This is a genomic window from Duganella dendranthematis (assembly GCF_012849375.1).
GTDB classification, from domain to species: domain Bacteria; phylum Pseudomonadota; class Gammaproteobacteria; order Burkholderiales; family Burkholderiaceae_D; genus Rugamonas; species Rugamonas dendranthematis.
The window spans coordinates 1,016,488-1,040,694 of record NZ_CP051684.1; the positions used below are offsets into that span (position 1 = coordinate 1,016,488).

The window sequence follows — 24,207 nt, forward strand, 5'->3', positions numbered from 1 at the left end:
GGTTAATTTTTACTTGCTGTGGTCCACCTGGACCGCGCCCTGCGCCACCGTCAGCCGGTCTTCTACAAACCAGCGCACTGCGCGCGGGTAAATGACATGCTCTTGTTCCAGTACGCGGGCCGACAGGGTTTCGACCGTATCTTCCGGCTGCACCGGCACGCTGGTCTGCAACACCATCGGCCCGTGGTCGAGTTCGGCCGTTACGAAATGCACCGTGGCGCCATGCTCGCGCACGCCGGCGGCCAGCGCCTGCGCATGCGTCGCCAGCCCGGGGAACAGCGGCAGCAGCGACGGATGGATATTCAGCATGCGGCCCGCGTAATGCGTGACGAATGCCTCGGTCAGGATGCGCATGAAGCCGGCCAGCACCACCAGATCCGGCGCAAAGCCGTCGATCACGGTTTGCAGCGCGGCGTCGAATTCGGCGCGGCTGGCGTAGTCCTTGTTGGCCACCACCGCCGTCGCGATGCCGTGCGCGGCCGCAAAAGCCAGGCCGGGCGCGTCAGCGCGATTGCTGATGACAGCGGCAATGCGGGCCGGCCAGCGCTCGGATTGCAGCGCCTGGACGATGGCTTCCATATTGCTGCCGCGACCAGAAATCAGAATGACGATGTTTTTCATAACCCGGCATTGTACCGCGTCCCACCTCGCAGGGCCACTAAAAGGCAAGAATTGTTGCGATGCAGCAGGCGCGCGCCGGCCTACTCGAAGGAGTAAAAGACCCGGAACGGCACTTTTTTGTCGGCCCAGTAGTCGGCCGCGTCGCGGAACACGTCCAGCAGGGTTTCCCGTGCTTCCTTGTCAAATTTCTGGGTGTTAGGCAATTGTTCCAGTACCACCAGGAAGCCGGTTTGCGTACCGGCCTGGAACATGGTGTCGGTCAGCGTGGCGCGCAGACCGTCGAAATTCTTGCCTATCCCCTTGGGAAACAGGAACGATTCCGCAATCAGCCCCAGCACCTGCTGCTTGGTGGCGCCGGTGTTTGGATGCGCATACAGGAAGTGCTGTCCCAGGCGGGCCGCCTCTTCCTGCAGCTCACCGACGCGGAAGGCGCGGATCGACTGCACGAGGTTGGCCGGCACACTGGCCAGCAAGCTCTCGTTTCCCTCAATTTGACCTGGTATGTACGGAGTGTCCACTTTGCTGTCGGGAGTGCCTAACTTGTGAATTAATGAGTAAATAATTTGAGCACCTGTCCACGAAACATGGCTGACGGGTCGGCGCCGGCCATGGTTGATTCAATATGTTTCTGAATCCCATACGCATATTAGGGTAACGTGTTGTTCCTCCCAGATCAACACGTATATGATATTCAACGCAATATTTGTTAAAAACAGAAGATTTTCATCGGGTTTAGCGGTGAAATCGGCACAATTCGCTTGATGTCCGCTGTTACAATTTGTTGCCACAGATACCGAAGAGGGGCTAGTCGCGCCGCGGCGACAGGATTACCATACGATTCATGCAATATCAGAATCCCCCTGATAGACACCCTGAACACAACGAGGTCTCCAAATGAACTTGCAAGCCAAACTGATCGCAACTGCACTCTGCGCTAGCGCCCTGCCTTTTGCCCAGGCCGCCGATTTTGAAGATTTCGGCCGCGTGGTGAATGTCGTGCCACAAGTCCAACAAGTCAACAGCCCGCGCCAGGAATGCCGCACTGAATATGTACAGGTCCAGCAACCGGCGCCGGAACGCGGCGTCGGCGGCGCCATCCTGGGCGGCCTGGTGGGCGGCCTGGCCGGTAACCAGATCGGTGGCGGCTCGGGCCGTTCGGTGGCTACCGCTGCGGGCGCCATCGCCGGCGCGCTGGTCGGTGACCGCGTCGACAACGCCAACACGCCAAACAGCGGCGGCGTGCAGGAACAAGCGGTCAAGCAATGCCGCACCGTCGACCATTGGGAGTCGCGCACCTCGGGCTACCAGGTGACGTATAGCTACCAGGGCCGCAACTACACCACCCCGATGTCCTACGACCCGGGTGACCGCATCCGTCTGCGCGTGGTGGTTGAGCCATCGCAACGTTAAGCCAATCAGCTTACGTCTTTTCAATGCCGGCCTTGCGCCGGCATTGTTGTTTTCAGATAATGCCGGTTCATCCTCCTGCTGCTGTCCTCTAATCACTCCCAATGTTAATCAAACGTAAATCCATCGAAAAAGAAGAATCCTCGCGTCCGGCAGCATCGGCGCCGGCCGCCAAACCGGCGCGCAAGCCGAAGTATGCGCCGGTGACCTTGTCGGAGTTCGATGGCGTGCGTTACCTGCACTTCGGCACCGAGTGGGTGCAGGGCGCGATGCGCATCCGCAAGCCGAACTGGCTGGAGCTGGAATACGCGCAGCAGATGATGGCCTGGATGCTGTGGCTGGAACAGCCGCGCCGCATCGCCCAGCTGGGCCTGGGCACGGCCGCGCTGACCAAGTTCTGCTACACCACCTTTCCCTCGGCGCAGGTCACCGCGATCGAACTGAATCCGTCGGTGATCACCATCTGCGAGACCATGTTCAAGCTGCCACCCAACGACGAGCGCCTGCATGTGCTGGAAATGGACGCGCTGGATTTCGTCAACGACAAGGCCAACGTCGACACGCTGGACGCGCTGCAGGTCGACCTGTACGACGCCACCGCGCGCGGTCCAGTGCTCGACACGCCGGAGTTCTACCAGGCCTGCAACGCCTGCCTGACCGACGACGGCGTGATGACCATCAACCTGTTCGGCGACCACCCGAGCTACGCGCGCAACCTCAAGGCCATCAAATTCGCCTTTGCGCAGGTGATTTGCCTGCCGCAGGTGCATGATGGTAACGTAGTCGCGATCGCCTTCAAGCGCGCCCGCAGCATCGACCTGGAAGCGCTGACGGCGCGTGCCGCGCAGATCGTCGCCGCGACCAAACTGCCGGCCAAGTCCTGGGTCAAGGGCATCGCCACAAAATAACGGAAAGGTGGCCGCACAGATGAATTCAGCAATCGCCCCGAGCAAAGCGGCCCCGCTCGATCTGCAACAGATCTACACCTGGCTGCTGGCCGACGGCATGATCCGCAAGGCCGAGGTTAAGGAGCTCTACGCGCAGAGCTCGGCCATTTTGAAGAACACCAGCGGCTATATGCATCCGTTGTGCGCGGTGGCGCACGCCAAGCTGCTGTCGGCGCAACCGCCGCACCGCCTGCTGACGCTTGACGCGCTGTGCGAATGGCTGGCGGCGCGCGTCAACCTGCCCTTCATCCGCATCGATCCGCTGAAGATCGACTTCACCAAAGTAGCCGATGTGATGTCGGCCAGCTACGCCGCCCGCTTCAACATCCTGCCGGTGGAACTCAACGCCGATACGCTGGTGGTGGCCACCGCCGATCCGTATTCGCACGAGTGGGAAGCCGAGATCGCCAAGATCTCGCGCCGCGCGGTGCGCCGCGTGATCGCCAATCCGCTCGACATCGCGCAGTACATCACGCAGTTCTTCAGCCTGGCCAAGTCGATCAAGAAGGCCAATAAGACCGGCGGCAACGACCTGTCGCTGCGCAACAACTTCGAGCAGTTGGTCGAGCTGGGCAAGAGCAATAAGCAGGTCGACGCCAACGACCAGCACGTCATCAACATCGTCGACTGGCTGTGGCAGTACGCGTTTGAACAGCGCGCCTCCGACATCCATCTCGAACCCAAGCGCGACATGGCGGCGATCCGCTTCCGCATCGATGGCGTGCTGCATCAGGTCTACCAGGTGCCAGCGGTGGTGATGATCGCCATGACCGCGCGCATCAAGCTGCTGGGCCGCATGGACGTGATCGAAAAGCGCCGCCCGCAGGACGGCCGCATCAAGACCCGCACCGCCGGCGGCCAGGAAGTCGAGCTGCGCCTGTCGACCTTGCCGACCGCGTTCGGCGAAAAGCTGGTGATGCGGATTTTCGATCCCGAGGTGGTGGTCAAGACGCTGCCGGAACTCGGCTTCCCGCTGGACGACGCCGAACGCTGGGACGCGTTGACCCAGCGTCCGCACGGCATCATCCTGGTGACCGGACCGACCGGATCCGGCAAGACCACCACGCTGTACACCACGCTCAAAGCGCTGGCCACTTCCGAGGTCAACGTCTGCACGGTGGAAGATCCGATCGAGATGGTCGAGCCGGCCTTCAACCAGATGCAGGTGCAGCCCGGCATCGACCTGTCGTTCGCCGATGGCGTGCGGGCGCTGATGCGGCAAGACCCGGACATCATCATGGTTGGCGAGATCCGCGACCTGGCCACCGCCGAGATGGCGATCCAGGCGGCGCTGACCGGCCACCTGGTGCTGTCGACGCTGCACACCAACGATGCGCCATCGGCCGTGATGCGACTGCTGGAGCTGGGCGTGCCCTACTACCTGCTGGAAGCCACGCTGATCGGCATCATGGCGCAACGGCTGGTGCGCACGCTGTGCGAAGACTGCAAGGCCGAGGGTGGCGAGCTGAGCGACGAGATCTGGTCCAGCCTGGCGGGCGAATGGAATCTGCCCAAGCCGGCCACCGTGTACAAGCCGGTCGGCTGTCCGGAGTGCCGGCAGACCGGCTATCGCGGTCGCACGGGATTGTACGAACTGCTGACCGTGACCGAAGCCTTCAGCGCGCAGGTGCGCGAAGAAACCGACATCCAGGCGCTGCGCCGGCAAAGCCTGGCCGACGGCATGAAACCGCTGCGCATCGCCGGCGCGCTGAAGATCGAGGAAGGCGTCACCACCGCCGACGAAGTGCTGAAAGTCACGGCCGCGCTGGGCATGAAATAAAAGAACTTTGCAATTGTCGCCGGACTGTATATAATACGGCCTCTTTCGGGGGTCGTTAGCTCAGCTGGTAGAGCAGCGGACTTTTAATCCGTTGGTCGCAGGTTCGAATCCCGCACGGCCTACCACCGAATTCCTAAAAAAGCTTCCAGACTGGAAGCTTTTTTTTCGCCCCGGATGTTGGCAAGCATCCTCTGGTGTAAGCTAGTGTCATAGAGCGCGAGGCGCCGGACTTTTGGGGACGTTATGGCAGGCATGTACAGCATAGGGGCAGCGCTGCTGGTAGCGGCGTTCTGGATGCCCACGCTGGCCGCCGCCGAAGCCACGGTGACATTGCGCACCGCCGCCCAGGAAGGCTCCGAACCCAAATTCATCGCCGACGGCAAGGACAAGATCGCCGGCCTGTGCATCGACATCATGCGCGCTGTCGAGCAGATCGATCCTGGCCTGCGCTTCGTCGGCGATCAGCAATGGAAGCCGCTGATCCGCGTTATCGCGGAACTGGCCAACGGCACCGAGGACGCGGGCTGCGCCATCCAGCGCACGCCGGATCGCGAAAAACTCTTCAACTTCATCGGCCCGGCGCTGTACACCATCGATTATCACTTCCTGGTCCGCAGCGACGACGACATCACCGTCAACAACTGGGATGACGTGCGCAAGCTGGGACCCAGCGCAGTGGTGCTGGTCAATCGCGGCTATGCGGCCGGCGAGATCCTCACCGCCATGGGCGGCTTCACGGTCGACGCCAGTTCGCCGCGCGCCGAACTGAACCTGCATAAACTGGTCGCCGGGCGCGGCCGCCTATACTTCCATCGCGGCCCCGGTTTGCATAAACTACTGCAACGCACCGGCACCGCCGGCCAGGTCAAAATCCTGCCGCAGATAATGTACAGCGCCAAGTTATACTTCACTGCCAGCAAGCAGCTGGACCGCAAGACCAGCGACCGCATCGCGAACGCGCTCTTCTCGCTGGAAAAAAAAGGTGAACTGGAAAGGCTGATACACAAATGGGATTGAAGGCGCCAGCACGATGGCAAGCACGACTGCTATTCAGCGGCGCACTGCTGTGCGCGCCGTTGGCGTGGGCGCAACCGACCGTGCTGAAGGTAGTGGCGCAGGAAGGCACCGAACCCAAGTTCATCCCGGCCGGCATCGGTCGCGTGGTCGGCCTGTGCGTCGATCTGTACCGCGCCATCGAGCGGGTCGATCCCGGCTTGCAATTTGTCGGCGACCAGCAATGGCTGCCGCTGCTGCGCGCACATTCCGAACTGGCCACCCACCAGCATGACGCCTTGTGCGCCGTGCAGCGCACCGACGAGCGCGCCCGCCAGTATGTCTTCCTCGATCCGCCGCTGTTCCAGTTCCGCTACCAGCTGATTGCACGCGCCGACGATCCGGCCGTCATCGCCAACTGGGACGATGTGCGCAAGCTTGGCACGCAAGGCGTGGTGCTGACCAACCGCGGCTACACCACGCCGGAAATGCTGGAGCGGATCGGCGGCCTGCGCGTAGATTCCAGCGCCACCAGCCCCAGCATCAATCTGCACAAGCTGGTGGCGGGACGCGGCCGCTTCTTCCTGCACCGCGCGCCCGGCATGCAGGGCTTTATCGCCCGCGCCGGTGTGGCCGGCAAGGTCAAGATCCTGCCGGCGGTGATGGCTTCCACCGACGTCTACATGGCGATGGGCACCCACGTCGATCCCGCCGTGCGGCTGCGCGTGCAGCGCGCGGTGGAGCAGCTGGACCGCAGCGGCGAGTTGGCCAAGCTGCTGAAGAAGTGGGACTGAGCAACCTTATTCGCCCAGCCATCGGGCGCTGCCCGCCACCCGTATCGAACTCCCCTGCTCGGCCGGAATCTGCACCTGCAGATGACAAGGCGCCCCATGTCTTCGCCCTGGATGATGTCGATCGCGCCGCCATGCGGCCAATCGAGGTCGCGCAGATAGCCGGCCAGCGCCGCCGCAGCAGCACCGGTGGCCGGGTCCTCGTACACGCCACCCGACGCAAACGCATTGCGCGCATGGAAGCGCTGCGGCGTTTCCGCATAGATCAGCGAGATGGTGGCAAAACCATGCCGGCGCATCAGCTCGCGGCCGGCGGCCAGTTCGTAGCGCATCGCGCGCAGCTTGTCACGGCTTTTCAGCGCCAGGATCAGATGGTGCGCGCCGCCATTCGCCACCGCCGGAGGAATGCGGTCGTCTAGGTCGGCCAGCGTGTAGCCGAACAGCGCCAGCGCCTCCTGCACCAGCGCCGGCGTGGCGGGCGAGCTGTGCGTAGCCGGCGATTGCAGCGCCGCATGCGCGCCATCGGCATGTGCACGGCCCTCCACCGTCACCCGCGTGTGATTGGTGGTCAGCGGAAAAATGCCGTCACCATTCTGCTGCGCCAGCACGGCGCCCAGCGCGATCGTCGCGTGGCCGCAGAACGGCACCTCGCCGTCCGGCGAAAAATAGCGCACGCGCCAGCCGTCTTCATGCGGCGCGGCAAACACGGTTTCCGAGTAGCCCATTTCACTGGCGATCCGCTGCATCGCCGGCTCCTCCGGCAGCGCCGCGCGGATCATCACGCCGGCCGGATTGCCGCCCTGCGCGCCGGCGGTGAACGCTGCCACTTTGTGAACTTTGGTAATCGTCTGCATGTTGTCTCCTGGCTTGGAAAGTTGCGGATACTTGATTGACAGCAATGAGGGATGTGGCCACTATCGTTGTTTTCACTGACTTTATTACCGAACTCGCCATGACTATACCGCGACTTTCCGTTCTTGCCTTCATCATTTCGGCCCAGTTGACTTGCGCCGCGGTCGCCGCCGACGCGATCCCTGCCAAGCACGCCATCACCCACGAAGACGTCTGGCTGATGAAGCGCGTTGGCGCGCCGCAGCCGAGTCCGGACGGCCGCTGGGCCGTGTTCTCCGTCACCGATCCGGCCTACGACAGCAAGGAACAATGGTCGGACCTGTGGATCAAATCGCTGACCGACGACACGCCGGCACGCCGCCTGACCTTCAGCAAAGGCGGCGAAGGCTCGGTCAACTGGTCGCCGGATAGCAAACGACTGGTCTTCATCGCCAAGCGCGACGGCGACGACGCCGGCCAGATCTACCGCATCGACGTCGCCGGCGGCGGCGAAGCCCAGCGCCTGACCACGCTGACCTTGGGCGCCCGCACGCCGAAGTTCAGCCCGGACGGCAAGCAGATCCTGTTCGTCAGCGACATCTTCCCCGGCAACGTGACCGAAGACGACGTCAAGAAAACCGCCAAGGAACGCAAGGACCGCAAATACTCGGCGCGCGCCTACGAAAGCTTCCCGCCGCGCTACTTTGACAAATGGCTGGACGACAAACAAGTGCGCCTGTTCGTGATGGACGCCGCCACCGGCGCCAAGCCGCGCGACCTGCTGAGCGGCAGCAAGCTGGCGGCGCTGCCGGGCTTCGGCGGCGGCCAGGGCGACGAAGGCCAATCGCTGGATGCGATCTGGGCGCCGGACGGCAACAGCATCGTGTTCTCGGCCTCGACCAACCGCGACGAACAGGCGCGCAACGCGGCCTACACGCAGATCTTCAGCGTGCCGGTCACGGGCGGCGACGCCACCCAGCTGACTGCGGACAAGCACAGCTACAACAACCTGAAATTTAGCGCCGACGGCAAGATCCTGTTCACGCTGACCGAAGCGGAAGAAGCCGGCAAGGTCTACGACCTCAGCCGCCTGGCCAGCTTCGCCTGGCCGATCGCCAACCCCGCACCGAAAATCCTGACCGCCACGCTGGACCGCTCGATCACGCGCTACGCGCTGCCGGCCGGCAGCAACCGCGTCGTATTCAGCTTCGAGTATGCAGGCCTGGAGCAGCTGCATTCGATCAACTACGCCGGTGGCGACCTGCGCGACGAAGCATCGCTGCCGACCGGCAGCATCAACTCTTTGAACGCCGGCGGCAAGGCCGTGGTGGGCGTGTGGGAATCGGCGATCAATCCGCCGGAGGTGTACGCCTTCGGCAACGGCGCGCCGAAACGCCTGACCGCCTTCAACACCGCGCGCGCGGCGACCATTGACTGGCAGACGCCGGAACACTTCTGGTTCAAGGCCAGCGACGGCCGCATGATCCACAACATGCTGATCAAGCCGGCCAACTTTGATCCGAGCAAAAAGTATCCGCTGTTCGCGGTGATCCACGGCGGCGCCGCCAATATGTGGCGCGACCAGTTCGTGCTGCGATGGAACTACCACCTGCTGGCCCAGCCCGGCTACGTAGTGCTGCTGACCGACTACAAAGGCTCGACCGGCTACGGCGAAGCATTCGCCCGCGCCATCCAGGGCGATCCGCTGAAAGGCCCGGCCGACGAAATCAACGAGGCGGTCGATGAAGCCGTCAAAAAATACAGCTACATCGACGGCAGCAAACTGGCGGCTGGCGGCGCTAGCTACGGTGGCCACCTGGCCAACTGGCTGCAAGCCACCACCACGCGCTACAAGGCCATCATCTCGCACGCCGGCGAGATGGACCTGATGATGCAATGGGGCAGCAGCGACAGCATCTGGGGGCGCGAAGTCAACAGCGGCGGCCCGGTCTGGGGCGACCAGGCCGTGTGGCGCGAACAAAGCCCGGTGCTACAAGGCGGCAACCACGCCAAAGGCACCGGCTTCACGACGCCGATCCTGATCTCGGTGGGCGAGCTGGACTACCGCGTCCCGGCCAACAACGCCCTGATGAACTTCGCCACCCAGCAGCGCCTGAGTGTGCCGAGCAAACTGCTGGTCTTCCCCGACGAAAACCACTGGATCCTCAAAGGCGAAAACAGCCGCTACTTCTACAGCGAAGTCCACGGCTGGCTGGCCAAATACCTGAAATAAGCTAGTTGAAGCTCAGTGCGCTGCTGCTGGCGTTGCTGAGCTTCTGCGCTTTCAGGTCGATCGTGAAGTGGTCGCTTGGCTTGCCGGAGCCCAGGCCTTTCAGGATTGCGAACACTTGCTTGAACTGCGACTGGAACGCCACCTGCACCGGGTTCTGGTCGGACAGCTGGTCGCCGATCCTGACGATCGCCGCCGGCGAGGCCGGGAACGCGTTCATCAGCACCTTGTATTGCGCCACCCGCTCCGCGCCCATGTCGCGCAAAGCCAGTTCGCCGGCGTACACGGTGCGGTGGAAGTCGCCATAGAATTCATAGGCGCTGATCTTGGCGAAGTCGGCCAGCTTGAGGTTGGCGGCTGCTGCCACTTGCTCGGCCTTGGCGGTGGCCGTGGCCCAGTCGGCCGTCAGCTGGCTGGCGGCGACGCCGTCGCCGGACGCCGTGCCCTTGGCGGCGCAGGTCGCGGTGATCGGCAGCACCGATGGATTGTCCTTCAACTGCGCCAGGGTGACCTTGGTTTGCAGCTGCGACAAAATCAACATCTGGCGCGCATCCAGTGACATCGCCGCTTCCTTCATTTCGCATGGCCAGTAGTCGCTCATGAAGCGCAGCCGCGACAGTTCGCCGAAGTAGGTGCGGGTGAATTCGCCATACGATTTGCTGTCGAGGATGCTGCGATTCCAGCGCTTGGCGATGTCGCCGGCCGCAGTGCTGCCTTGCAGGTAGTCGTACTCCACCTGGTACAGCGGGAACAGTTCGTTGTGACGCGCCACGCTGTTCAGACCCACGGTCTGCACGTCGATCACGTCCTTGCTCTGGTAGCTGACGATCTTGTACGCCGCGCCAAACACCGCCAGCGACGGCGACTGCACGTTGACCAGATAGTTGCCGGCGCTGTCCTTGTAATCGTTGCTGCCGTTGAAGTGCATGTGGCCGCCGATATGCAGCGGCAGGCCGGTCGCCGCCAACGCGGCGGTGGTGGCCGCCGCTGGCATGCGCGTCACCTGGAATGCACCCGGCTTGAACACGGCTTTCATCGCGTCGGTCTGGTTAGCGTAGAAGTCCATGGTCGGATAGTGCGAGAACGCCATCAGTTGCTTGCCCTGCGCCCTGGCGCGCGCGGCCACCGATTTGATCCATTCCATCTGGTGAATCTTGTGCGTTTGCACTTTGTTCCAGCCGGCGTCGCCGGCGTTGTCGAAGCCTTTGAAGGCGGTCGGATTGGCCGGGTCGAAGTTGGCGTTCGGCACGTGCACATTGGCGTCCAGCGCCAGCAGCCAGACGCCCTTGACGGGTTCCACCAGGTAGCTGGCGTCGATGATATTGGCGCAGCGGCTGTAGGTCTTGCCGGCCACCTTGTACTTGCCGCCCTCGCCTTCGCTGCAAATTTCGAACTTGCGCTTGCTCAGGTCGGCCGCTGCGGCAGCAGCGTCGTAGCTGTACTTGCCATCGGCGTAGGTGGTGAACGGGGTTTCCCAGTAGACGTCGTTCTTGTTCGGCGCGTAGCCAAACTCGGCCAGTTTGGTCAGCAGCTTGTCGTAGCCCTGCTCCATCAGCTGGTTGGTGCACACCACCGCCGGGTCCTTGGCCTTGCAGGCGGCGTTGTTGACGGCGTAGATTTTTTGCTCCTTGCCGTCCTTGGTCAGGAAGTCGTTCTTGCCGGCTTCGTCGTCGTCGAACGGCTCGTTCGGGTCGTGGTTGCCGGGAGCGATGAAGAAGCGCATGCCCTTGGCCTGGTATTCGTGCAGGATGTCGGTCAGGCCATCGATGTTGATCGGCTGGGCGTCGTCCGAGATATCGCCCGGCAGCGCCACCAGGCGCAGGCCTTTGCTGTAGGCGTCGTCAAGCGCGGCGCGGAAGGCGAAGTAGTTTTCGTTGAACAGCCGCGTCGAGGTCAGCTGGGCGTACATGGTGCGGATGGTGGCGTTCTTGCCATCCTTGGTCGGGATGCCGGCGAACTGCGTGCTTTTCAGGTCGCCGTAGATGTTCTCGAAGTGGACGTCGCTCATGAAGGCGACCGCGGTCTGGTTGACCGTGTCGGCCGGCTGGGTGGCGGCAGCGGGCTGGTTGTCGCTGCCGCAGGCGGCCAGCAGCGCGGAAGTGGCAACCGCGGCAGCAGCCGCAAGGGCCGCCGCAGGCAAGGCATAACGCATACAAAACTCCATCAGGCTGGTTGCAAACCGCCGCATTGTCACATTAGCAAATGACAAGCTGATTACATTTTGGAAGCGCTCCCATTTTTTATGCGGCCTTGGCTTGGGCCGGAGCGGCCGCGCTGGCGGCGGCCGGTTTGCGGATGATCCAGACCATGGCGGCCGCCACCAGGCAGGCGGCGCCGGCGGCGAACAGCGCCGGGTCATAGGTCAGCAGCAAGGTGCGCACGCGGCCGGCGCCATACGCGGCCACCGCTGCCCCCAATTGGTGGGCGGCGAAGATCCAGCCGAACACCATGCCGGCCTTTTCTTTGCCGAAGGTGGCGGCGGTCAGGCGCACGGTCGGCGGCACGGTGGCGATCCAGTCGAGGCCGTAGAACATGGCGAACACTGACAGGCCGTACAAGGTGAATTCCGAATACGGCAGCCACAGCAGCGACAGCCCGCGCAGGCCGTAGTACATGAACAGCAGCTTGCGGTTGTCGTAACGGTCCGACAGCCAGCCGGAAGCGATGGTGCCGACCAGGTCGAACGCGCCCATCATCGCCAGCACCGAGGCGGCCGGCACCGGGCCGAGGCCGGCGTCGCCGCACAGCGAGATGAAGTGGGTCTGGATCAGGCCGTTGGTGCTGAGGCCGCAAATGAAGAAGGTGCCGGCCAGTACCCAGAATACGCGGTGCTGCGCGGCCTCGGCCAGCACCTTGAACGGCGTGGCGAAGGTGATGCGCATGGCCGGTGCAGCGGCCGCCACCGGCGTGCCGGGCGCGGCGCCGAACGGCGTCAGGCCCACATCGGATGGCCGGTTGCGCATCAGCAGGAACACCGCCACCGCCACCAGCGCGCAGGCGCTCAGCACCGGCAGCACCGCCAGGCGCCAGCCGAAGTGCTCCACCAACCACGCCCCCACCGGCAGGAAGATCAGCTGGCCGGTGGCGGAGCTGGCGGTCAACAGGCCGACCACCAGGCCGCGATGGCTGTCGAACCAGCGATTCGACACCACCGCGCTGAGCACCAGCGCGGTCAGCCCAGAGCCGACGCCGAGCATGATCCCCCAGAACAGTACCAGCTGCCACAACTGCGTCATCTGCGTGGCCAGCGCCATGCCGGCCGCCACCAGCGTCAGCGCCGTGACCACCACGTTGCGCACGCCGAAGCGCTCCATCAGGATGGCGGCGAACGGTCCCATCAGGCCGAACAGGGCGAAGCGCAGGGCCAGCGCGGACGAGATCTGCTCGACGTCCCAGCCGAACTCCTTGGACAGCGGCTGCAGCAAGGCGCCCGGCAGCCCCAGCGCCGCCGACGAGCTCAACGCAGTCAGGAAAGTCAGGGCGACGATCACCCAGGAAAAGTGCAGGCCACGGCGGTGCAGCCAATTGGATAACGGTTGTGCAAACATCAGATCCTCGCAAGGCAATGCGCGCCGGCAGCACGCTTGCCTGTATTTTAAATGATGATCGTAATGAATACAATCAGAAAAATACGGGGCTAACGCCGGCGCCGCTGCGTCTGTTGTACTGCCAGCACCTTTCTTGACGCGCAAGCGTCCTTATAGCATCATTGGCAATGTAGCTGCATAGCACCGATTACCGGTCCGGAAGTCCACTGAAATAACGTCTGGCGCTGAAGCAACAGATCTGCCTTACTAAGGAACACCATGCCCGCCGTTACCGTTCTCATCCCGGCCCATAACGCCGCCGCCACGCTGGCCCAAACATTGGACAGCCTGGTCGCCCAGACGTATCGCGATTTCGACGTCCTGATCATCAACGACGCGTCCGCCGACAACACCGCCGAGCTTGCGCTCGGCTACCGTCAACAATTGGCGATCGAGGTGGTGACGCTGACCGAAAACGCCGGCGTTGCAGGCGCCCTGAACCACGGTCTGGCGCTAATTGAATCGCCATACATCGCCCGCCTGGACGCCGATGATATGGCCTTTCCGCAACGGCTGGAACGGCAGATGGCGTTCCTGGAAGCCAATCGGGACATCGCCGTCTGCAGCAGCGCGATGCAGATGTTTTTTGACGACGGCAAGGCCACCGAGGTGCTGACCAAGCCGCAGCACGACGCCACCATCAAGACTGCGCTGCTGCAATACTCGGCCCTGTCGCACACCGCGTCGACCTTCCGCAAGAGTTTTTTCGACGACGTCGGCGTGTTCGACACGCGGGTCGATTTTGCCGAAGACTATGACCTGTGGACTCGCGGCGCGCTGCTCGGCAAACGCTATACCAACCTGCCGGACGTGCTAACGCACTATCGCCGCCACGCCAACTCGGTTAGCGTGCAGAAGATGCAGCTGCAATACGAGCGCGACCTGATCATCAAGCGCAAATATATTACGGCCCTGCTGGACGGCGACGCGCCTGACAACCTGGCCGAGTTTTTCTCCCTGATGACCTCTTTCACGAGCCAGGAGGTGGCAATTACCGTGGTTGAACAATCGCTGCCGCTGCTGCTCAAACTGGGCCGCAGAGTGCCGGATCCAGCCTTGTTTGCCGAGATCGTCTCCAAGTGTATCGGTCGCCACCTGCGGAATAAATAAAGCCATCCGATGTCGAACAAGCCCATTTATGTGACCCAGCCGGCGCTGCCGCCGCTGGAAGAGTTTATTCCCTACCTGGAACAGATCTGGGACAGTAAGGTGCTGACCAACGGCGGGCCGTTCCACCAGCAACTGGAGCAGGCGCTGTGCGAGCACCTGGGCGTCAAGCACATCAGCCTGTTCACCAACGCCACCATCGCGCTGATCACGGCGCTGCAGGCGCTGCGCATCACCGGCGAAGTGATCACCACACCCTACTCCTTCGTCGCCACCGCGCACTCGCTGTTGTGGACCGGCGTCAAGCCGGTGTTCATCGATGTCGACCCGCGCAACTTCAACCTCGACCCGGACTGCATCGAGGCGGCCATCACGCCGCACACCACCGCCATCATGCCGGTGCACTGCTACGGCCACCCGTGCGACGTCGAGCGCATCGAGCGCATCGCCGATACCTACGGGCTGAAGGTGATTTACGACGCCGCCCACGCGTTCGGCGTCAGGAACGCCCGGGGCAGCATCCTCAATTACGGCGACCTGTCGGTGCTGAGCTTCCACGCCACCAAGGTGTTCAACACCTTCGAAGGCGGCGCCATCATTTGCCCGGACGCCAAGACCAAGCAACGCATCGATCACCTGAAAAACTTCGGCTTTGTCGACGAAGTGACCGTGATCGCGCCGGGCATCAACGGCAAGATGAGCGAGTTCAACGCCGCTCTCGGCCTGTTGCAGCTGAAGGACATCGACAACGCCATCGCCAGGCGCCAGGCCATCGACGCCCGCTACCGCGCGGCGCTGGGCGGCATCACCGGCATCGGCCTGCTGTCCGGCTCGGACGATGCGGTGGCCAACTACGCCTACTTCCCGATCCTGGTGCAACCTGGCTTTGCGCTCAACCGCGACGGGCTGTTCGCCCGCCTGCGCGAGCACGGCATCATGGCGCGCCGCTATTTCTATCCGCTCATCAGCGATTTCCCGATGTACCGCGGCCTGCCTTCGGCGGCGCCGGCGTTGCTGCCGACCGCGCGCCAGGCGGCCCAGCAAGTGATTTGCCTGCCAATCTATCCGGACCTGCCGGTCGAGCAGCAGGAACGCATCATCGAGTTGATCGTCTCGGCCGCCTGACGGCGCATAAGCGAACGCCCGGCCGCGTCACTGAAGACCGGCCGGGCGTCAGGATCAGACGGCGCTCAGCGCCGCCCTGTGCATTACTTGATGCGCAGCGAACTTTGCACCTTGTTCACACCCTTGACGTTGCGGGCGACGTCAACGGCTTTATCTACTTCAGCTTGCGATGGCACGAAGCCGCTCAGCATCACGGTGCCGTTGTTGGTTTCCACGTGCACGTCCAGCGATTTCAGTGCAGGCTCAGCCAGCAGTTCGGTTTTGACTTTGGTGGTGATGGCGGTGTCGGCCAGCGCATCCTTGGTCAGCGCGGTTTTCGAGCGGGTTTCGCACGATGCCTTGTCGGTGCCGGTCATGGTGCTGCAGTCAATGCCGGTCTGCGCGGTGTCGGCAGCTTTCTTGCCGGCTTTGGCATCGCTGACCCAGGCGGTGTGCTGTTGTTTGGCGCCGCTCAGGCAGCTGTCCTTGTCGGCGCCGGTGCGGTTGGCGCACTGGGCTTTGGCGAGGTCATAGTTGGCGTCGGCCACATTGATCTGGGCTTTCTCGACCGATTTTTTATCGTTCTTGTATTGCAGGGCGGCGGTCGACTCGGCGTTGGCGCGGCTGACTTTGGCCTGTTCCTGGCAGACATCCTTGGCATTACCCGATTGTGCATCGCAGGCGGCCTTGGCGGTTTTGTAGGCGGCGTCCGACTGGTTGATCGCAGCTTTGTAGGCCACGGTGTCGTTGGTCGGGGTGGCGGCAAAGGCGGCGCTGGCGGCGGTGGCCAGCACGAAGCAGAGTAATTTATTCATGATCGTGTCCCTCTTGTGGTGGTTGATGGACACATTAAACCCCCGCCGGGCTACAGCCTCCGTGCGGAAACGTACACAGAACCGGTTTTCATTGTTCTTGCAACAAGCCCTGGCGCCACACCAGGCTGGCTTGTTCAAACACCGGCAGTCCCGGCGTGAAGGCGGCGCCGGTGGACGCCAGTTGCAGCCAGTTCAACGTGCTGTGGCTGCCGGCGGCGGGCGAGGGTGCGCGCACTTGGCGCATCCAGGTCGCCACCGTGGCGTATTGGTCGGGATGGCGCTGCTGGATCCACGCCAGCGCCACCAGGTCGGCATAGCCTTCCTCGCGGCGGGTGTCGCGCAGCTGATCGGCGGCGGCTTCGTGCGGCGTGGTCTGGTTCTGGCTGGCTTCAAAGCCGGCCGGCAGCACGTGCCACACACCTTGCGCATAACGCCAGCAGTGGCCGATTTCATGCGCCACCATGGCTTCGATCATCAGCGGGCGTTGTGCGGGAGCTACATTGTTCAGGATGTCTTCGGCGGTGGGATTGCCGCGCATCGACAGCACCAGCTTGCAGCGGCCCTTGTCGTAACCCAGCGCCAGCGGCACGTCGTTGGGGCCGACCTGCGGTTGGACGGTGATATCGATCGGCAGCTTCAGGTCTTGCTTGGCATAGGACAGCACCGCGGCGCCGGCGCTCAGCCAGCGGATTTCCATCTCGGTCAGGTCGGCAGCCGAGGCCAGACCGGACGTCAACAATAGCAAGGGGAGGAAGGCGCGCTTGATCATGGTGATCAAACTGTAGCATGCACCGGGCAAGAATTATTGCCCGGTGGCAGGTAAATTACTACGTAGAAAAACCTGAATGATTAAGGTTTTGGAATGCTACTTGCCCAGCAGGCTATTGGCGGTCTTGAATTCCGGACGGATGTCGTTCGGTACAGATTTCATCTTATCCAAGGCCTTCTGCACGTCCGGACGGATCACCACGTACTTGGTCATCAAGTCCTTGGCGCGCGCGTAATCGCCGGTGGCTTCGATGGTCAGGAACTCGCGGTCGAGGTCGGTCACGGCCTGCTTGATCTTGCCGAAATCCACCGCAAACGTGCCATCGCCATGCGACACAAAGCCACCCTTGTCGAGGATGTAGTTGACCTGGATCGCCATGCCGCGCGCGTGCGAGTCGGTCAGGCCGAAGTGCAGCGTGCGGAAGGCCGACGCCAGGAAGGTGGTGTACAGCTTGCGCTCGGCCGCCTCGCCCTGCCCCAGCGTGCCTTTCAGCTGGCCCTTGTCCATCATATAGGCCAGCGCGTACAGGCCGGTGATGTCGGCCTTGGCCTCCTCGATGGTGGAATAGGCTTCCTTCAAGTCCTGGCGCGGGGTCGATTCCTTGCCGCCGGTTTTGGTGATGTGCGGCCCCAGGCCGTGGGTGATTTCATGCGCCAGGATATGGGTGAAGAAGGAGTCGAAATCCACATCCTTCTGGTCGGCCGGACGCAGCACCAGCTTGGAAATCGGCGTCAGCGTCGACTTGAATTTGGCCTGCTGCACGTTCTTCAGCATTACACGCTTGGAGCCGCGCTGGCTAATGATGCGCTCGTCGTTGGGCAGGTTGTAGGCGGCGGTCTGTACGCCCATATTGCCGTCGCCGGCACCATACACCTGATTGACCACCACCATCGGCGCCAGCGCGCCGACTTTCGGATTGCGGTATTGCGCATCGATGGGCAGATTGTCTTCCAGCTCCTGCATGTGCTTGGCGAAGAAGTCCAGCCTCTGGGTTTCCTTCTGGTCGCGGATGTTGACGTAGGCTTCAAACGCCGCCTTGTAGCCGAACAGTTCGTCGTTATAGGTCTCGTAGGGGCCGATGGTGATATCGACCGGCGCATCCAGGTCCATCCAGGCGAAGTCAGAAGCCAGGTAGTCGTTGCTGAGGAAGGCTTCGGCGCGCAGTTGCAGGAATTTTTTCAGCGAGGCGTTGTCGGTATCGGCGGCGGCCTGCTTTAGCAGCGACGCGGCTTTTTCCAGATCGGCCTTGTATTCCTCGGAATACTTGACGGTGGCGAACTTGCCATCCTTGTTCTTGCGGATCACGGTGAAGAACCACTGCGCCTGCTCCTTGTCGGCCGCCGGCAGCGCGTTGATCCAGCTTTCCAGTTCGGCCTTGGTGGCACCCGCCGGATAGAAATTGCCGCCTTCGGGCTTCTTGGCTGGCACCTGGATGCCGGCCACTTCCGCCGGCAGGAAGGACTGGTGATCGTCGAGGATCGACCATGGGCCTTTGTTGAGCCAGAAATAGTTCAGGCGGGCCTTGCCGAGCGGCGTGGTGTCTTTTTGCAGCGCGGCCCACAGCGCTTCGTTGCCGGACCAGCGCTGGCGCAGTTGCAGCACGTCGACGATCTTGGCCGCTTCGATCAGTTTGGCGATGGCTTTCTTGTCGCCGGCCGACAGCTGGCTGGTATCGGCGGTCAGCGCGACCGGCGCGTAGCGCTGGCTCATCTGGTTGAGTTGATTGACGTCGGCCGGGGCGGCCCAGGCGGTGGCGCAGGCGACTACCAGCGCCAGCGGGAGCAGGATTTTTTTCATGTGGTCCTCTTGTGCAGTGAGGACCACATTGTAAAGCACCGCGGCTTACCAGGCTTTGTAGACCTGCCCCGTTTGCGCGCCATCGACACTGCGCGCGTACGACAACGCAACGCGGCTGGCGGCAATCGGTTCGAAGCCGATGAAGAGCGGACCATGGGTGCTCATCGATTCCTGCAGCACCGTCGGGCTGACCACGTTGATGCGCAGGCCGCGCGGCAGTTCGATTGCCGCTGCGCGCACAAACCCCAGCACCCCGGCATTGGCGGTCGAGGCCGCGACCGCGCCGCGTATCGGATGATCGGTATCGACGCCACTGGTCAGCGTGATGGAGCCGCCGTCATTCAAGTATTGCTGCGCAGCCAGGGCCACGTTGACCTGCCCCATCAGCTTGCCCCTGAGGCCGACGTGAAAATGCTCCGGCGCCAGCTGCGCCAGCGGCCCCACATGCAAGGCGCCGGCCGCCACCACCACCGCGTCCAGACTGCCGGCCTGCGCAAACAAGCGCTGTACCTGGTCGAATTCTTCGATGTTCACCTGATACTGGCCGCTGCGCGAACCCACCGCAATCACCTCGTGCCGTTGCGCCAGCTCGCGCGCCACGGCGGAGCCAATGGCGCCGGTGGCGCCGATCACCATCACTTTCATGCGCGTCCTCCCGCGCGGTAAACTTGCCCGGTCTGGGCGCCATCGACGCTGCGCGCGTATGACAGCGCGGCGCGGCTGGCGGCAATCGGTTCGAAGCCGACGAAGAACGGGCCATAGCTGTCCATTGATTCCGCCAGCACCGTCGGGCTGACGACGTTGATACGCAGGCCGCGCGGCAGCTCGATCGCCGCCGCCCGCGCAAAGCCTTCGACGGCCGCGTTGACCATGGTGGCGCTAACGCCGTTGCGGATCGGCTCCTCCGCCACAATCCCGCTGGTGAGCGTAATCGAGCCGCCGTCGTTGAGATACTCCTGCGCCACCAGCGCCACATTCACCTGTCCCATCAACTTGCTGTTCAGTCCCACGTAAAACTGCTCCGGCGTAAAGCTGTCCAGCGGCGCGAAGTGCAACGAGCCTGCCGCCACCACCACCGCGTCCACTTTGCCCACCTTGGCAAACAGCGAACGCACCGAGGCGATATCGGCGAAGTCCACCTGATGCTGGCCGCCGCGCGCCCCCACCATTACCACCTCATGGCGCTGGCCCAGCTCCGCCACCACCGCCTTGCCCACTGCGCCCGTTGCGCCGATCACAATCACTTTCATGCTGAACCTCCGTATCAAAAATCCAGTATGGTCCCCTTCCACCAAAGAATAAATGCGCTACCATGAACAACATTACCAACCCACAGTTAGCAATCGATGGACAAGCTGCGCAGCATGGAAATCTTCATCGCGGTGGTCGATGCCGGCAACTTCACAGCCGCCGCCAGCCGCTTCAACCTGTCGCCGGTGATGGTCGGCAAACACATCGCGCAACTGGAAGCCACGCTCGGCGCGCGCCTGCTGACGCGCACCACGCGCCGCCAGAGCCTGACCGAAATCGGCGCCCAGTACGCCGACCAATGCCGCGCGATTCTGGCGCAGATTGAAGCCGCCGAACGCGGCGCCGAAGCCATGCGCAGCGTGCCGCGCGGCCGCCTGCGCGTCACCGCCTCCACCTCTTTCGGCAACGAATGGCTGGCGCCGGCGCTGACCGACTACCTGCGCCTGCATCCAGAAGTGAGCGTGGACCTGAACCTGAACGACCGCACGGTCGATCTGGTGGACGAGGGCTACGACGCCGCCATCCGCATCGGCGCGCTGGACGACTCGGGCATGATCGCCCGTCCGCTACAGCCATACAAGATGGCCATCTGCGCCGCGCCCGGCTACCTGCGGCAGCGCGGCACGCCGCACACGCCGCAGGAGCTGGCGCAGCATGAATGCCTGGATTTCGTGGTGGGAGATATCGGTGTCAGCTGGCGCCTGCAATCGGTGCACGGCAAGCACGCGCTGCCGCCGAGCCGTTTCCGCGCCAACAATGGCCAGGCATTGCGCATGGCCGCGCTCAAGGATTTCGGGATTGTGATGCAGGCCGAAGTGCTGCTGGCGCAGGACATCGCCGCCGGCCGGCTGGTGCCGATTTTGAGCGACTACCTGCCGGCGCCGCGCGCCATGCACGTGGTCTACCCGCGCGACCGCCGCGCCACGCCCAAGCTGACCACCTTCATTGACTTTATTCTGGAACGCTTAGGACCAGCGGCACCGTTGCCGCTGGCCTCTTCGCGTAAAAGGACGACGCTTACTGCGCCTTGAGATTGCCGTTCTGCGCCACTTGCGACAGCTGCGCCGAAGGCTGCCAGCCGGCGCCCAGCGCGCGCGCCACGGCCACTGCCGCCAGCAGGCGCTGAGTATTGATTTGCACCGCCGCGCGGTCCGCCGTCAACGCGCTACGCTGGGCATCGGTGACGTCAAGGTAGGTCGAGACGCCGCGTTCATAGCGGGCGCGCGCCACCAGGTAGCCACGCGCTGCCGCCACCTGCGAGGCTTGCTGCGCATCGCCCTGTTGCTGGCGTTGCTGCACGTCGGACAGCGCATCTTCCACTTCGCGCAGCGCCGTCAGCAGCTTGGTCTGGTGGTTGGCAATCGCCTCTTCGTAGCGCGACTTGGCGATCGCCAGGTTGGCCTTGTTGCGGCCACCGTCGAACACCGGCAGCGACAATGCCAGCGGGCCGACGCTGAACTGGCGCGAATCGCCCTTGGCCAGATTGCTCAGGCTTTCCGACGCAAAGCCGAAGTTACCGGTCAGCGAGAACGATGGATAGAACGCGCCTTCGGCCACGCCGATTTGCGCATTGGCGGCGCGCAGCGTCGCCACGCTGCCGGCCAAATCCGGACGCTGCGCCAGCAGGCTGGCCGGCAGGCCGACCGGAATCGCCGGCGGCTGCGGCAGCACGGCGGCATCCGCTTTCGGCGCGGTCAGCAGCGACGACGGCGAGGCGCCGACCAGGGTCGCCAGGCTGTGTTCCAGCAGGTTGCGCTGACGCTGCACTTCATGCAGGTCGGCCTGCGCATTGGCGCGCTCGATGCGGGCGCGCGACACGTCCAGTTCGTTCGACAGGCCGGCGTCAAAACGCGCCGTCACCAGCTGTTCGCTTTCGCGGCGGGTATCCAGCGCGCCGTTCAGGATGGCGATTTCTGCATCCAGGCCGCGCAGCTGCCAGTAGGTGGTGGCCAGTTGCGACGACAGTACCAGCAGCACGCCGTCGCGGTCCGCTTCGGCCGCCAGCGCTTGCGCGTCCGATGCTTCCACCAGACGGCGCACGCGGCCCAGCAAGTCCACTTCATACGAGAAGCTGGTGCCGACCGAGTAGTTGTTACCTTCGATCGCGCGGCCGCCCAGCGCCAGGCCCTGCGAGGTTTCGGCCGAGGTGCGCGAGTTGGAGATGCCGGCGTTGACGCTCAACTGCGGCTGCTGGTTGGCGCGCGAAACGCCGGCCTGCTGCTGCGCCTGAATCAGGCGTTCGGCGGCTGCCTTCACGCTCGGATTGTCGCGCAGCGCGGTTTCTTCGAGCTGGTTCAGGGTGGCGTCGTTAAACACGGTCCACCACTGCGCCGGCAGGTGCGCGGCGTTGGCGCCGGCCTGCGGCAAATGGCGGAACGAGGCGTCGGCGACATTCGCCGGCGCCTTGAAGTCGCTGCCTACGGTGGTGCAGCCGGTGACGGCCAGGGTGACGGAAACAGCGAGCGTCAGGCGCTTCAGAGCTGAATTCAACATGTGATTACCTCTAAGATTAAACAGTTATCCCGTCGTTCCCGCGCAGGCGGGAACGACGACGTTATTAGTGCGCACCGCCGCCACCGCCGCCGGAGGGGGCTTTGACTTTGTCCGAGAACCACAGCACCGCGATGCAGCCAAACAGCACCATCGCCACCAGGAAGAAGCCGTCGTTATAGGCCATCACGTACGCTTCGCGACGGACGATGCCGTCCACCGCCTTGAGCGCCATGTCGGCCGCGGTGGCGCTATCGAAGCCGTTGTTGATGAACGACGACGTCAGCGTCGACAGGCGTTCCTGCGTGGTCAGCGCGTAATTGCTGACCGACTCGCCGATGCGGGCCGAGTGGAAGTGTTCGCGGTTGGTCAGCGCGGTGGCCAGCAGCGCGATGCCGATCGAACCGCCCAGGTTACGGGTCATGTTGATCAGGCTCGACGCCGATGGAATATCTTTCGGCTGAATGCCGTTCATCGCAAAGTTCGACAAGGTCAGCATCACGAACGGCTGCCCCAGCGCCCGCACGATCTGCGACAGCAGCAGCTGGTCGTAGCCGGTGGTGGCGTCCATGTAGGCGTTCATCAGGCACGAACCGCCGAACAGCAGCAGGCCGAAGGTGCACAGCACGCGGTTGTCGATCTTGGACGACAGCTTGGCCACGAACGGCATGATGAACAGCTGCGGCAGGCCGGCCCACATGATCACTTCACCGATCTGCATCGGCGAGTAACCCGGAATCTGCGCCAGGAACAGCGGCAAAATAAACGCCGAACCGTACAAACCCATACCCATCGCCATCGACAGCGCGGTGGCGGCGGCGAAGTTGCGCTGGCCGTACAGGCCCAGATTGACAAACGGCTGCTTGCGCAAAGTGCTGTTGACCACCCAGCCCAGCAAGCCGACCACGGCCAGCGCGGCAAAGGTGTTGATGAACGGCGAGTCGAACCAATCCTTGGTGTTGCCCTCTTCCAGGAACACGGTCAGGCTACCCAGGCCGACGGCCATGAAGGCGATGCCCAGCCAGTCGGCGTCCAGCAGGGCCGACAGGTTGCGCTTCTCCTTGTCCAGGCCGACGGCGATACCGCCGATCAGCAGCAGGCCAGGCACCCAGTTGATGAAGAAGATCGACGGCCAGCCATACAGGTCGCTCAGGTAGCCGCCCAGCGTCGGGCCCATCGACGGCGCCAGCGTGGCGGTCAGGCCGAAGATGGCCATGCCGGTGGCGCGTTTCGATGGCGGCAGCTTGGCCATCACCAGCGTCATCGCCATGGGAATCAGCGCGCCGCCGGTAAAGCCTTGCAGCATGCGGAAGGCGATCATGCTCGGCAGGTTCCAGGCGAAGCCGCACAGCGTCGAGAAGCCGAGGAACAGCGTGGTGGTGCCGATCATGTAGGCGCGCATGCCGAACACGCGCACGAACAGGCCGGTCATCGGAATCACGATGATTTCCGCCACCAGGTAGGCGGTGGCGATCCACGAGCCCTCTTCCTGGGTGGCGGACAGGGCGCCGAGGATGTCCTTCAGCGACGAGTTGGTGATCTGGATGTCGAGCACCGCCATGAAGGCGCCCAACATGCCGGCGGCCACCGCCAGCCAGGTGCGGCCGGAGACCTTTTCGCTCGGCGCCGCCGGGGCGGCCGCCTTCCCGCCGGCCGGCGTATCGATTGTGGTGCTAGCCATGACGCG

20 protein-coding genes, 1 tRNA gene and 1 pseudogene are annotated in these 24,207 nt (G+C 63.4%); 10 read left to right on the forward strand and 12 right to left on the reverse strand.

Annotation, left to right across the window (positions count from 1 at the left end; translation table 11 throughout):
• Positions 1-9 precede the first annotated feature (9 nt).
• Positions 10-621: a phosphoribosylglycinamide formyltransferase gene (gene purN, locus HH213_RS04795; protein WP_169111093.1), complete on the reverse strand. Its 612-nt coding sequence runs from the start codon at positions 619-621 to the stop codon at positions 10-12.
• 80 nt (positions 622-701) lie between these two features.
• Positions 702-1,094 (reverse strand): barstar family protein, encoded by a 393-nt coding sequence (locus tag HH213_RS04800; RefSeq protein WP_229263302.1) that lies wholly within the window; start codon positions 1,092-1,094, stop codon positions 702-704.
• 421 nt (positions 1,095-1,515) lie between these two features.
• Here HH213_RS04800 and HH213_RS04805 point away from each other — a divergent pair, with 421 nt between their 5' ends.
• From HH213_RS04805 to HH213_RS04830, 6 genes are all read left to right on the forward strand, one after another.
• Entirely contained in the window at positions 1,516-2,031 is a 516-nt protein-coding gene (locus tag HH213_RS04805) for a glycine zipper 2TM domain-containing protein (RefSeq protein ID WP_110844826.1), read from the forward strand.
• Positions 2,032-2,132: 101 nt separating this feature from the next.
• Complete coding sequence (locus tag HH213_RS04810; protein ID WP_169111095.1) at positions 2,133-2,936, forward strand: spermine/spermidine synthase domain-containing protein; 804 nt, start codon at positions 2,133-2,135, stop codon at positions 2,934-2,936.
• A gap of 19 nt (positions 2,937-2,955) precedes the next feature.
• A complete protein-coding gene (gene tfpB, locus HH213_RS04815) occupies positions 2,956-4,755 on the forward strand; it encodes a type IV pilus assembly ATPase TfpB (protein WP_169111097.1) in 1,800 nt (599 codons plus the stop codon).
• Between the two features lie 49 nt (positions 4,756-4,804).
• Positions 4,805-4,880 (forward strand) — tRNA-Lys (locus tag HH213_RS04820).
• A 118-nt stretch (positions 4,881-4,998) separates the two neighbouring features.
• A complete protein-coding gene (locus HH213_RS04825) occupies positions 4,999-5,772 on the forward strand; it encodes a substrate-binding periplasmic protein (RefSeq protein ID WP_110844829.1) in 774 nt (257 codons plus the stop codon).
• A complete protein-coding gene (locus HH213_RS04830) occupies positions 5,763-6,542 on the forward strand; it encodes a substrate-binding periplasmic protein (RefSeq protein WP_169111099.1) in 780 nt (259 codons plus the stop codon). The genes HH213_RS04825 and HH213_RS04830 overlap by 10 nt, the downstream gene beginning before the upstream one ends.
• A gap of 6 nt (positions 6,543-6,548) precedes the next feature.
• Here HH213_RS04830 and HH213_RS04835 read toward each other — a convergent pair.
• Positions 6,549-7,393 (reverse strand): annotated as a pseudogene (locus HH213_RS04835) (PhzF family phenazine biosynthesis protein).
• A gap of 98 nt (positions 7,394-7,491) precedes the next feature.
• On the opposite strand from HH213_RS04835, the gene HH213_RS04840 reads away from it, so the two are divergent.
• Positions 7,492-9,603, forward strand: a complete 2,112-nt coding sequence (locus HH213_RS04840) for a dipeptidyl-peptidase 5 (protein WP_169111101.1) — start codon at positions 7,492-7,494, stop codon at positions 9,601-9,603.
• 1 nt (position 9,604) lies between these two features.
• Here the strand turns inward: HH213_RS04840 and HH213_RS04845 are convergent, their stop codons facing one another.
• Together HH213_RS04845 and HH213_RS04850 are read right to left on the reverse strand one after the other, a co-directional pair.
• Positions 9,605-11,752 (reverse strand): metallophosphoesterase family protein, encoded by a 2,148-nt coding sequence (locus tag HH213_RS04845; protein WP_169111103.1) that lies wholly within the window; start codon positions 11,750-11,752, stop codon positions 9,605-9,607.
• Positions 11,753-11,840: 88 nt separating this feature from the next.
• Positions 11,841-13,148, reverse strand: coding sequence for an MFS transporter (locus tag HH213_RS04850; protein ID WP_169111105.1), 1,308 nt, complete (start codon positions 13,146-13,148; stop codon positions 11,841-11,843).
• A 258-nt stretch (positions 13,149-13,406) separates the two neighbouring features.
• Between HH213_RS04850 and HH213_RS04855 the strand changes: the two genes are divergently transcribed.
• A complete protein-coding gene (locus HH213_RS04855) occupies positions 13,407-14,297 on the forward strand; it encodes a glycosyltransferase family 2 protein (RefSeq protein ID WP_169111107.1) in 891 nt (296 codons plus the stop codon).
• 9 nt (positions 14,298-14,306) lie between these two features.
• On the forward strand, positions 14,307-15,419 hold the full coding sequence (locus HH213_RS04860) for a DegT/DnrJ/EryC1/StrS family aminotransferase (RefSeq protein WP_169111109.1): 1,113 nt from the start codon (positions 14,307-14,309) through the stop codon (positions 15,417-15,419).
• Between the two features lie 83 nt (positions 15,420-15,502).
• On the opposite strand, the gene HH213_RS04865 is transcribed toward HH213_RS04860, so the two are convergent.
• The 5 genes from HH213_RS04865 to HH213_RS04885 all read right to left on the reverse strand — a co-directional run bounded on the left by HH213_RS04865 (position 15,503) and on the right by HH213_RS04885 (position 20,029).
• Positions 15,503-16,213 carry a BON domain-containing protein gene (locus tag HH213_RS04865; protein WP_110844838.1) on the reverse strand — a complete coding sequence of 237 codons (711 nt, stop codon included), beginning with the start codon at positions 16,211-16,213 and terminating at the stop codon, positions 15,503-15,505.
• An 88-nt stretch (positions 16,214-16,301) separates the two neighbouring features.
• Entirely contained in the window at positions 16,302-16,982 is a 681-nt protein-coding gene (locus HH213_RS04870; RefSeq protein ID WP_169111111.1) for a DUF2268 domain-containing putative Zn-dependent protease, read from the reverse strand.
• Positions 16,983-17,078: 96 nt separating this feature from the next.
• Positions 17,079-18,779, reverse strand: coding sequence for a DUF8614 domain-containing protein (locus tag HH213_RS04875; protein ID WP_169111113.1), 1,701 nt, complete (start codon positions 18,777-18,779; stop codon positions 17,079-17,081).
• Positions 18,780-18,824: 45 nt separating this feature from the next.
• Complete coding sequence (locus HH213_RS04880) at positions 18,825-19,424, reverse strand: short chain dehydrogenase (RefSeq protein ID WP_169111115.1); 600 nt, start codon at positions 19,422-19,424, stop codon at positions 18,825-18,827.
• A complete protein-coding gene (locus tag HH213_RS04885; RefSeq protein WP_169111117.1) occupies positions 19,421-20,029 on the reverse strand; it encodes a short chain dehydrogenase in 609 nt (202 codons plus the stop codon). Before HH213_RS04885 ends, HH213_RS04880 begins: the two co-directional genes overlap by 4 nt.
• Positions 20,030-20,125: 96 nt before the next feature.
• Here HH213_RS04885 and HH213_RS04890 point away from each other — a divergent pair, with 96 nt between their 5' ends.
• A complete protein-coding gene (locus HH213_RS04890; RefSeq protein WP_169111119.1) occupies positions 20,126-21,061 on the forward strand; it encodes a LysR family transcriptional regulator in 936 nt (311 codons plus the stop codon).
• Here the strand turns inward: HH213_RS04890 and HH213_RS04895 are convergent.
• Entirely contained in the window at positions 21,048-22,523 is a 1,476-nt protein-coding gene (locus tag HH213_RS04895) for an efflux transporter outer membrane subunit (RefSeq protein WP_110844844.1), read from the reverse strand. The genes HH213_RS04890 and HH213_RS04895 overlap by 14 nt on opposite strands.
• A gap of 64 nt (positions 22,524-22,587) precedes the next feature.
• Positions 22,588-24,201 carry a DHA2 family efflux MFS transporter permease subunit gene (locus HH213_RS04900; RefSeq protein WP_110844845.1) on the reverse strand — a complete coding sequence of 538 codons (1,614 nt, stop codon included), beginning with the start codon at positions 24,199-24,201 and terminating at the stop codon, positions 22,588-22,590.
• Positions 24,202-24,207: the final 6 nt, after the last annotated feature.